This is a genomic window from Prosthecobacter sp. (genome assembly GCF_049294395.1).
GTDB lineage: Bacteria > Verrucomicrobiota > Verrucomicrobiia > Verrucomicrobiales > Verrucomicrobiaceae > Prosthecobacter.
This window is the reverse complement of sequence record NZ_JBAQCR010000259.1, coordinates 1-9,382: the sequence shown is the minus strand read 5'-3', so window position 1 is coordinate 9,382 and position 9,382 is coordinate 1. Positions and strand designations below refer to the sequence as shown.

Below are 9,382 nucleotides of genomic sequence, written 5' to 3'. Positions count from 1 at the left end.
ATTTTGAAGTTTGAAGGTCACTACCATGGCTGGGGAGATGAGGGCCTTGTTGGATATGCGCCACCTCCGGGACAGTGGGGAACCGAGGACGATCCCACCCGCCTGCATCCCAGCAAAGGGGTGATTCCCGAGGTGCTGAACACCTTTGTCGTGGCCCGCTGGAATGATCCTGCGCATTTGCGTCAGCGGGTGGCGGAGCATCACGATCAGATCGCCGCGATCATCTTTGAGCCGGTGCTGTGCAACACGGGCTGCATGCCTGCGGTCGCTGGCATGCTCGAAACGATCCGTGAGTTGTGTGATGAGAACGGCATCGTCATGATCGCGGATGAAACGATCACCGGTTTTCGATTTGGAGCGGGCTGCGCGCAGTCGTATTATGGCTTCACGCCCGATCTGACGATCCTCGGTAAGGCCATCGGTGGCGGTGTGCCGTTTGCCGCGCTGGTGGGCAAGGAGAAGATGTTTGCCAAGATCATGAGCGGCGAGGTCGTGCATGCGGGCACTTTGAATGCGAACCCGCTCTGCCTTTCCGCTGCGAAGTGGTGCCTGGATGAGGTGATTGCGCTCGGTGACAAGCATCCTGCATCCATGATTGCGCTCGGCGAGCAGTTGATGGCTGGTTTGAGCAAACTGGCTGCGCAGCATGACATCCCGCTGCAGCCGCAGGGGCCCGGCCTCGTCTTTCATGCCACCATGCTCAAGCCTGGTGCGCCTGCTGGACCCATCACGAATTACCGCGACTACGCTCTGCGTCAGGATGCTCCGCGCTGGGCCCACCTGCGCCGCTGTCTCCTTGAAGAAGGCGTGCGCGCCATCGAGCGCGGCCTGTGGTTCATCAGTCTTGCGCACACGCAGGCGGACATTGATGAAGCCCTGCAACGTGCCGCGCCCGCCTTTGCCCGCCATGCGGCGGAGTGGAAAGCCCCATGCTGATCTCCGAGACCTTTTATTCCGTGCAGGGCGAGGGCTCGCTTGTGGGCGTGCCTTCTGTGTTTGTGCGGACTTCCGGCTGCAATCTGCGGTGCACGTGGTGTGACACACCGTATGCGTCGTGGAAGCCTGAAGGCACCGAGATGAGCGTGGAGGAAATCGTTGCCTTGGTGCAGCGTGAGCCGACGCGCTTTGTTGTCGTCACCGGTGGTGAGCCGATGGTGGCGAAAGGGATGCCGGAGCTGCTGGCTCAGCTGCGGGGAGCGGGGAAGCATATCACCATTGAAACGGCAGGCACGATCGCGCCGCAGGGCGTGGCCTGTGATCTGGCCTCCATCAGCCCGAAGCTGGCGCATTCCACGCCGAGCGAAGCGAGGGCTGGCAAGGCATGGGCGGAGAAGCATGAGCAGTTACGTCTACAGCCGGAAGTGCTGCGTGCGTGGTGCGAGAGTTACGACTACCAGCTCAAGTTTGTCGTCGCCACTGAGTCGGACGTGGAAGAAGTGCGCGCGGTGGTGGCGTCCATCGGGGTGCCGGTGCCGCCGGAGAAGATTTTGCTGATGCCGGAGGGTATCACTCAGGAGGCGCTCAAGGCGAGGCAGGCCTGGCTGGTGGAGGTGTGCAAGCGCACGGGCTGGCGCTACTCTCCGCGGCTGCACATTGATCTATTTGGCAACAAACGCGGGACATGAAACGGCGGTCGTCGAGCGGGTCGCGATTTTTGTGGTGGGTGCTGTGGCTGTCCCTCGCGCTGCTGCAGGCTTGGAATCATTACCGTGACAAGCCGGTCTCAACCCAGCCGCCGGAAGCAGAGAGCCGGTTTGTGGCACTGGCCGACGCCCAGCTCGTCGAGGATGCAGGCAATGATGGCGACAGCTTCAAGATCGCGCATGATGGCGGCGAGCACGTGCTGCGGCTGTACTTTGTCGATTGCCCGGAAAAGCGGTTGTATCCGCTGGTGAAAAACCGGCTGAAGGATCAGGCGGCTTATTTCGGGGGCTTGAGCATTCCGCAAACGGAGCACCTGGGGTTGGAGGCGAAGGTCTACACTGAGAAGCTGCTGCATGAGCAGCGCTTCACCATTCAGACTCGCTGGGAGCGCGTCTATGACAGCGCCCGCTCCTATGCACTGGTGTTTTTTGATGATGGTGAGGAACTCTCTGAAAAGCTGGTGAGGGCGGGACTGTGCCGGATTCACACCAAGGGGACGTGGATGCCGGATGGTCGCGGGGAATTCGACTTTGAAACGCATCTGCGTGCGCTGGAGAAGGAGGCGAAAGCCGGGAAGCGCGGTGCGTGGGGGAAGCCGAAGCCGGTACCTTCTACATCAAACCCGTGAGCAACGGCACATCCGCCGGGGCGAGATTGTAGCTTTGTAACTGGGTGCGCTCCAGCCAGACCAGCGCGGTGTGCTCATGAGGATGGGGCTCGGAGCTTTCAGGAGTGAGTTCGCAGATGAAGGGGATGAGTTTGATGCTGCCCCAGTCGTAGGCGTGGACGAAGGGCGTGAGGGGTTGCGTGATGCGCACAGTGCAGCCGAGTTCCTCTTGAAGTTCACGGTGCAGGGCGGTCTCGGCGGATTCACCGGGCTCGACTTTGCCACCGGGAAACTCCCACAGGCCGCCGAGCTTTTTGTCCGGGGGACGTTGTGCGAGCATGATGTGCTCACCACGCACAATGATGGCGCAGACGACGGGCACGGGCGGAGTTGGTTCCATGGAGCGTGTCTCAGACCTTGGCGACGGTCAGCGCGGCTTTGGCGGTGCGCACGGCGGCATCGGGCATGCTGATTTTGGCCATGTTTGCCCGCATGCGGCGGCCCACGGCGCTGTTGTTGGTGAGGATGCTTTCGACGGCGGCGGCGGTTTCCCTGGCGGTCTTGGTGACGATGCCGCCATCGTGCTTGGTGAGCATCTCGGCATTGCCCTCTTCCTGGCCGGGGACTACGTAGTCGATGACGGCGGGGATTTTGGCGGCGAGCACCTCATGCAGGATGGCACCGCCGGCCTTGCAGATGATGACATCATGTGTGCGCAGAAATTCCGGAATGCGCTTGGTCCAGCCGATGATCTCGATGGTGCCGGGCGGCATGGAGTCCATGAAGCGCCGCAGGACGTGGTAGAGGCGCTTGTCGTGCTTGCCAACGGGCAGGGTCATCGTGACGCCGCTGCGGAAGAGGGGCTTAAGCGCCTCCAGCGTGGCTGCGACGCGTCGGCCAGTTGTGGAGGGCAGGTAAAGAATGCGGGCATGCGAAACCGGTGGCTGCTCGGGAAGAGGCTCTGTGAATGCGAGATCCACAGGGAACCCAGTGACGCGGATCTTTGATTCCGGCACGCCGTAGCCGACGACTACTTTTTTTGTCTCGTCATCGGCCACGCAGAAGAGCTCGCTGCCAGACATGACCCAGACGCGGTTCACGCTGATGGAGTCGGTGATGACGGTGCAGAGCGGCGGCACGGCCTGCTGTTTGGAAAGGGTCTCAAGCAGGATGGCATACAGCGGATAAGTGCTGATGATCAGTCGTGGCTGCTCTTGCTTGATGCGCGCTTTGAGAGCGTTCACCATGGCGGTTTGCCAGAGGGCGTCCGGCCCGGTGACGGAAGGCTTGCCCATAAGGTCATAGGTCATGCGCCAGCCGGCCGGCCAGTGGGTGATGGCGAATTGGTACAGGCTTTTGCACACATCGGATATGCGAGGCATGGACTCGCTGATGAGATCGCTGGTCTCGATTTTCTCATTGGGGCACAGACGGGTCAGAGCCTCCGCCACAGAGCGTGCGGCGGTGTTATGCCCATCGCCAAAACCTGCGGTTAGGATCAAAATCACTGCGCATCGCTGGCTGAGAAACGAGTGAAAACAAGCGAAAAGGGCAGGCAAACTCGTGGGTTGACATTATTTCGTATTTGTTAATAATCAGGATTTAACATGACCCGGCAACGTGCCAGAACCACGAGCCAGACGCTCGCAGCCACCGTGACCCTCGCAGTGGTGCTGATCATGCTCACGCCGCTGCGCCGAGGAGCACTGGAAAATCAGTCACGGCAGGCAGGCTGGACACCGCTGCTCAATCTGGGCGGCATGGCTGACAGCAATTCATTCCACCGTTTGTACGCCTCTCCTGAACACTTTGCGGCGAGCGATCGGCCTCTCTGCCGCCAACCTTCCTCCATTCCGGTGCCATGAGCGGCCGGTTCAAGCCTCCGGGGCAGTGTCCGGTGTGTGGTGAGTGGGTGCCCCGAGGAGCCGCTGCTTGCGATGACTGCGGAGCTTGTGCGAAGTCTGGCTGGAGCGGCGACACCCATACGGATGGTCTGGATCTGCCCGATGACGAGTTCGACTACGATGACTTCGTGGCGCGTGAGTTTGGCGGCAAGACCTCCAAGCAACCGCTGGGCATGAACCTCTGGTGGTGGGTGGCGCTGGTGCTGCTGCTCATCCTGGTTGTCGGCGTGCTGATGCCGCTGTTTGGGTGAGTGGGGGATCTCTCCGCTTCACTCGGCGCTCAAGCAGTCAGGGGCATCAAGGAGGCGGAACTCTCAGAAATTCCATTGATCGGATGGGTCCGAAAGACCTGAGCGGACTTCATTGGAGGTGGCGCAAAGATGCGGCTGAGAACTTCTGCAAGCTGGTGTTCATCACAGGGTTTATCCAGAAAGCTGGTGACCCCTAATGCTCTAAATTGGCTCTGGATCTCATCCTCCAGGCGACCGCTGGAAACGATGATTGGAATTTTGGGCAGGATTTTTCTGAGCATGCCCACAAAGGAGAGTCCGTCCTGGTTCGGCATGTGCAAATCGGTGATCACGGCGTGGACAGACGGATGCTCTGCCAGCCATACCAAGGCTTCGAGACCGTCCCGGGCCAGCACGACCTGGAAATTCATGCGCTGCAGCACTTCTCGGGCGATCTCCCGCACCGTTGTTTCGTCGTCCACGAACAAGATGATTTCGCCCTGACCGTAGAAAGGCATCTTCCTGGGAGGCACCTGCTCGGGCTCGGCGGCGGAAGCGTCGGCAGGCAGAAAAGCGGTGAAAGTCGTCCCCTGGCCGGGGGCGGAGGACACTTCAAGAAAACCATCGTGGCCCTTGATGATGCCCATGACGGTGGACAGGCCCAGTCCGGTGCCTTTGTCGGGTGTTTTGGTGCTGAAAAAGGGATCGAAAATGCGGTCGCGGATTTCCGCTGAAATGCCTGTGCCTGTGTCATTCACCTGGATTGCCACAAAAAGACCGACCCTGGCATTGGGGGGCATGCCAGGATGCACGCTGCTGATTTCCACCTTCCTTGTCGCCAGTGTGAGTCTGCCACCCGAAGGCATGGCGTCCCTGGCGTTGACGCAAAGATTCAAAAGAACCTGATGAAGCTGTGTGGCATCAGCCAGTACCGGGGGGAGGTTTTTTTCACGCTCCACCGTGATGGTGATGTTTTTTGGGAAGGTACACTCCACGATGGCTCCCATTTCCTGGAGGAGGTAGTTGACCTGAATGGGACTGCGTTCTCCCTCCGAGCCCTTGGCAAAGGTAAGCAGCTGGCGGATCATGGCTGCGGCGCGTCTGACACTGCTGTCAAACAGGTCCACGATGCCGGGTGCGCCCGGATACTTCGCTTTCAGCAGATCCACTCCCATCATGATGGGGGCCAGTGCGTTGTTCAGGTCATGTGCAATGCCGCCCGCCAGTGCGCCGAGGGCTTCCTGTCGCTGTGAACGAAGCAGCTGCTGTTCCAGCGCCTTGGCTTCGGTAAGGTCATGATTGACGGCGAGAATGCCGTCAGGAACGCCTTGTGCGTCTGTCAGCAAAGTGAGCTGACAAAAGACGACCAAGGCACGCCCTTCTTTGTTCTTTTGGCGTGTCTCACCATGCCACTGACCGACGCGCAGCACTTCTTGAAAAATAGCGCCGATCCGTTCCTCGGGTTCGCGGAATATCACACGTAGCACGGAATCGCCGCAGATCTCAGACTGCGTGTAGCCGTAGAGCTTCGTGGCCGAGGGATTCCAAAAGCTGAGTGTCATGCTTTTGTCGCACACAAAAATGGCATCGGTGGCCTGGTCGATGAGGCGGGCCTGACGGCGGATGTGTTCGGTGGCCTGCTTGCGCTGTTTCAACGCATGGTATTCTTCCAAGGCACGCTGGACGGCCGAAGGGAGCCGTTCCAAGCGCTGCTTGAGAAGGTAGTCTGTGGCACCTGCTTTCAGGCATTTGACCGCTTCTTCGGCCTCGATCGCTCCAGAGACAATGATGACCGGAACGTCGGGACAGCTTGCCCTGGCCAGGATCAGAGCAGTCAGGCCGTCGAAGTCCGGAAGATTAAAGTCACAAAGAATCAAATCATGACCCCGTTGTGCCAATGCCTGCTCATAGGGCCCGCGGCTCATGACATGGCTGATCTCACAACGAACACCGTTGTCATCCAGCAGATCGGCCACCAGCGTGGCATCACGCAGGCTGTCGTCGAGATGCAGGATTCGGGTGGGCGTGGATGGAGCGTGCATGGTGTCGGCCTGGCTCTGCGATTACTTTCTCACTTCATGGCTGGGCTGCACGCTGCACGGAGGCGGTTCGTTCATCATCGCCCAGAACCCGCCGACCATTTTCACGGCTTCGACGAATTCATGGAAGCCCACAGGTTTCACCACATATGCATTGACCCCCAGATGGTAGCTCTTAACCAGGTCCTGCTCTTCGCGCGAGGAAGTCATCATGACCACGGGAATGACTTTGAGGTCCGGGTCACCTTTGATCTGACGCAGCACCTCCAGTCCGTCGACCTTGGGCATCTTCAAGTCGAGCAGGATGACGGCTGGTTGTTCGTTGGTGCGGTCCGCGAACGGGCCGCGCCTGTACAGGTAGTCAAGTGCTTCGGCACCGTCGCGCAGGGTGACCACTTCATTGGCCAGATTGTAGGTGGCCAGCGCATCCAGCGCCATTTCAGTGTCGCGTGGACTGTCATCGACGAGGAGGATTCGTTGGAGGTGTGACATGGATTGGGTCGGGTTGAATGCTATGAATTCGTTGATCGTTTCAGGGTGAAATAGAAGGTGCTGCCTTCACCTGGTTTGCTTTCCGCCCAGACACGGCCGCCGTGCCGGGCGATGATGCGGCGCACGTTTGCCAGGCCAATGCCTGTGCCTTCGAATTCATCCGCGCGATGCAGCCGCTGGAAGACGCCAAAGAGCTTGTGCGCGTACTGCATGTCGAAGCCCACGCCATTGTCGCGCACAAACAGGATGAGCCGTCCATCCTCCTCGCCAGCCGTGCCAATTTCGATCAGGGCCGGATCGCGCGGGCGGGTGTATTTCACCGCGTTGCCCACCAGATTGACCAGCACCTGCCTGAGGACAGCCGCATCTCCGGTGACCACGGGCAGCGGTGCGGTCTTCCACTCGATGTTTCGATTCTGAGTCGTTGGCTCAAGCCCGTGAAGGGCTTCCTGCAAAAGGGTGTTTAGTTCAACCGAGCCTTCACTCATTTCAATGCGGCCCATGCGGGAGAAAGCGAGGAGATCGTCAATGAGCTGGCCCATTTCCGTGCTCGCTTCGTTGATGATTTTGAGATAGCGCCGGGCTTTCTCTGACAACTGGCCGTCGATGTTTTTTTGCAGCATTTCGACGTAGCCTTGAACATGCCGCAAAGGCGCACGCAGGTCGTGGGATACCGAGTACGAGAAGGATTCCAGCTCCTTGTTGGCTTCGAGCAGCTGTTCGGTTTGATGCTTTAAGTTCGCGTTGAGCCGTGCAATCTTCGCGTCTGCTTCCTTTTGTTCGGTAATGTCACGGCCCGTGGCATAGGTCAGACCTCGTTCGGCCTCTCGCTGGGCTTTCCAGGAAATGCAACGCCATGAGCGGTCTTTGCGCTGATATCGGTTTTCAAAATGAATGGTTCGTTCGCCGCGATTGAGTTTTTCCATTGCAACGAGTGTGCTGGCATGTTCCTCCGGATGGACAAAATCCAGGATGGGCTTTGCCTGCATTTCATTGGATGTGTACCCGAGTGTCTGGGTGAAGGCCGGGTTGACTTGCTTGAAAAAGCCGTCCGTTCCGGTGATGCACAGCAGATCAAGTGAGAGGGTGAAGAAGCGTTCGCGTTCGGCCTCAGCCTGCTGGCGGGCGGAGGTTTCCTCGTCGGCGCGGCGATGCAGCCGTTGATTCTGACGTGAGACATAGAAGGCTCCAAGCGCTGCCAGAGTACTTGAGACTGCAATCGTCATGGCATGCGACTGCCAGAGGGTGATTTTTGGAAAAAACCACATCTTGATGAACTGGTAAACGGTCATCAAAACCGCGGTGGCCAGCAACACCATGAACGAATGAACGTATGAGTTTTTAGAGCTCATACGAAACAGAACTGGTGCCAAATGGTGAAGCGGTCTTCCTGAGCTTTCAGTTGCTCTGGATTCAGACGATCTGGATCGAGATAAACAACGGACGTGGGTTTGCCTTGCGAGTCATTGTTGTGATGTAGCAGCAGAGGCATTCAATATGTGGGCTGGCAAAAATGTGCTCCACATCATATCCTTATACATACTGATAATTGTTACAGTTGTGTGATCCTCAATGATCTAAGGCTATACTTATGCATTTTTGGGCGCAGATGATAAGTGGTAATCCAAATTACCAGATCTCCCAATGATTGGTCCCGGCTTGGCCGCGCTGCTAATGGCGAATGTTCATGGGATAGAGGTGATGATAACGCCCGGATTTGACGGATCACTTCTTCCTCAGACGCTCGTTCAATGATCGAGGATGATCACGGCGTCGCCGCGCCCATGTCCTTGCCATTCAGCACGGCCAAGAGTGTCAGATCGACGAGGAGCTTCTGCACATTGCAGCTCGATGACGCAAAGCTCTTTTGAAGATCTTCCAGCGTCTGCGGCCCGTAGGCCAGCGGCTGCTGCTTGACGAAATGATTGAAGAGCTGGCGGATGAAGGCGCGATGGCCGTAGGGGCTGCTGGCGACGTAGTTCACGATGTCGCGCGGGCCGCTCAGGTGCACCACCTTGCCTTCGTCATCGGCAAATTCGCCAGCGGGATTCACCGGCTTGTTGTTGTCCTGCGTGCGCCAGCGGCCGATGGCATCGAAGTTTTCAAGGCTGAAGCCGAGCGGGTTGATAGTGGAGTGGCAGGACATGCAGGTCTTGTTGCGCGTCAGCTCGGTGATCTTTTCGCGCATGGTCAGCTTCGGATTGAAGTGGCTCTCATCAAAGGTGACCGCCATGGGCGGGGGACGGAGCGAGAGGCCGACGATGTTGCGCGTGAGGAAGACGCCGCGATGGATGGGCGAGGTGGCGCGGCTGGAGGCCAGTGAGGAGAGCAAGTATGGATGGGTGACCACTCCGGCACGCTGTTTGGGATCAAAGGCCACCTGCTGGAAGTCACTGCCCTTTACAGGAGTGCCGTAGAATTTGCCGAGGCGGTCATTGAGCAGCAGGTAATCGGCCTGCAAGAGCT

At 58.6% G+C, this 9,382-nt stretch carries 11 protein-coding genes; 5 read left to right on the top strand and 6 right to left on the bottom strand.

Features of this window, described 5'->3' with window-relative positions:
• From WAW39_RS17850 to WAW39_RS17840, 3 genes are all read left to right on the top strand, one after another.
• Positions 1–936: aminotransferase class III-fold pyridoxal phosphate-dependent enzyme (locus tag WAW39_RS17850; RefSeq protein ID WP_422320544.1), on the top strand; the 936-nt coding region annotated here is incomplete at its 5' end.
• Positions 930–1,625: a 7-carboxy-7-deazaguanine synthase QueE gene (locus WAW39_RS17845; protein ID WP_422320543.1), complete on the top strand. Its 696-nt coding sequence runs from the start codon at positions 930–932 to the stop codon at positions 1,623–1,625. The genes WAW39_RS17850 and WAW39_RS17845, both read left to right, overlap by 7 nt.
• Positions 1,622–2,272 carry a thermonuclease family protein gene (locus WAW39_RS17840; RefSeq protein ID WP_422320542.1) on the top strand — a complete coding sequence of 217 codons (651 nt, stop codon included), beginning with the start codon at positions 1,622–1,624 and terminating at the stop codon, positions 2,270–2,272. Before WAW39_RS17845 ends, WAW39_RS17840 begins: the two co-directional genes overlap by 4 nt.
• Here WAW39_RS17840 and WAW39_RS17835 read toward each other — a convergent pair.
• Entirely contained in the window at positions 2,256–2,651 is a 396-nt protein-coding gene (locus WAW39_RS17835; RefSeq protein ID WP_422320541.1) for a (deoxy)nucleoside triphosphate pyrophosphohydrolase, read from the bottom strand. The genes WAW39_RS17840 and WAW39_RS17835 overlap by 17 nt on opposite strands.
• Positions 2,652–2,661: 10 nt before the next feature.
• Positions 2,662–3,759 carry an MGDG synthase family glycosyltransferase gene (locus WAW39_RS17830; RefSeq protein WP_422320540.1) on the bottom strand — a complete coding sequence of 366 codons (1,098 nt, stop codon included), beginning with the start codon at positions 3,757–3,759 and terminating at the stop codon, positions 2,662–2,664.
• Positions 3,760–3,858: 99 nt separating this feature from the next.
• On the opposite strand from WAW39_RS17830, the gene WAW39_RS17825 reads away from it, so the two are divergent.
• Positions 3,859–4,116 (top strand): hypothetical protein, encoded by a 258-nt coding sequence (locus WAW39_RS17825; protein ID WP_422320539.1) that lies wholly within the window; start codon positions 3,859–3,861, stop codon positions 4,114–4,116.
• On the top strand, positions 4,113–4,406 hold the full coding sequence (locus WAW39_RS17820; RefSeq protein ID WP_422320538.1) for a hypothetical protein: 294 nt from the start codon (positions 4,113–4,115) through the stop codon (positions 4,404–4,406). Before WAW39_RS17825 ends, WAW39_RS17820 begins: the two co-directional genes overlap by 4 nt.
• Before the next feature lie 29 nt (positions 4,407–4,435).
• Here the strand turns inward: WAW39_RS17820 and WAW39_RS17815 are convergent, their stop codons facing one another.
• The 4 genes from WAW39_RS17815 to WAW39_RS17800 form a co-directional block, all read right to left on the bottom strand.
• The gene (locus tag WAW39_RS17815) at positions 4,436–6,427 is read right to left on the bottom strand and encodes a response regulator (protein WP_422320537.1); all 1,992 of its coding nucleotides are present in this window, start codon (positions 6,425–6,427) and stop codon (positions 4,436–4,438) included.
• 21 nt (positions 6,428–6,448) lie between these two features.
• Entirely contained in the window at positions 6,449–6,916 is a 468-nt protein-coding gene (locus tag WAW39_RS17810) for a response regulator (RefSeq protein WP_422320536.1), read from the bottom strand.
• A gap of 20 nt (positions 6,917–6,936) precedes the next feature.
• Positions 6,937–8,235 carry a sensor histidine kinase gene (locus WAW39_RS17805; protein WP_422320535.1) on the bottom strand — a complete coding sequence of 433 codons (1,299 nt, stop codon included), beginning with the start codon at positions 8,233–8,235 and terminating at the stop codon, positions 6,937–6,939.
• Positions 8,236–8,681: 446 nt separating this feature from the next.
• Positions 8,682–9,382: DUF1588 domain-containing protein (locus tag WAW39_RS17800; protein ID WP_422320534.1), on the bottom strand; the 701-nt coding region annotated here is incomplete at its 5' end.